General features: G+C 67.4%; 1 protein-coding gene. It reads right to left on the reverse strand.

From position 1 onward, the window contains the following. Positions 1 to 555, reverse strand: a 555-nt coding sequence (locus BST12_RS29310) for a polyketide synthase dehydratase domain-containing protein (RefSeq protein ID WP_211281417.1), incomplete at both ends; no start/stop codon positions are given.

Consider the following 555-nt stretch of genomic DNA (forward strand, 5'->3'; position numbering starts at 1 on the left):
CGCCAACCCCGCATAGAAACCCCCAACATCAACACCCTCAACCACCGACGGCACCGTCGGCGCAGGCACACCCGCCGTGCCGACACTCAGCTTTGCGGTGGCATGCAGCGTCCAGGGGGTGCGCTCCTGGTTGTCGTGGGTGCGGGCGTGGACGGTGACGGGGCGTTGCTGGGTGTCGTCGACGGGGTGGACGGTTATCTGCAGATCGGTGGCAACGTCGTCGGGCAGGACCAGGGGGGCCTGCAAGACGAGTTCATCGACGACGGGGGAGCCGGCGTGCTCCCCGGCGTAAAGCAGCAGATCGATGAATCCGGTGGCCGGGAAAACCACGGTTTCGCCCACTCGATGGCCGGTCAGCCACCGGTGCGAGGTAGCTGAAATCCGCCCACTGAGGACAATCTGGTCCTGATCGGCCAGGCAGGTGATCGCGCCGAGCAGGGGGTGGTCGGGTTGGTCGAGGCCGGCGGTGGTGACGTTGGTGGTGGCCGCGGGGGTGAGCCAGTATGGCCGGTGTTGGAAGGGGTAGGTGGGTAGTGCGGTGGTGGGGGTGTGGGG

It is taken from the genome of Mycobacterium angelicum (assembly GCF_002086155.1).
GTDB classification, from domain to species: domain Bacteria; phylum Actinomycetota; class Actinomycetes; order Mycobacteriales; family Mycobacteriaceae; genus Mycobacterium; species Mycobacterium angelicum.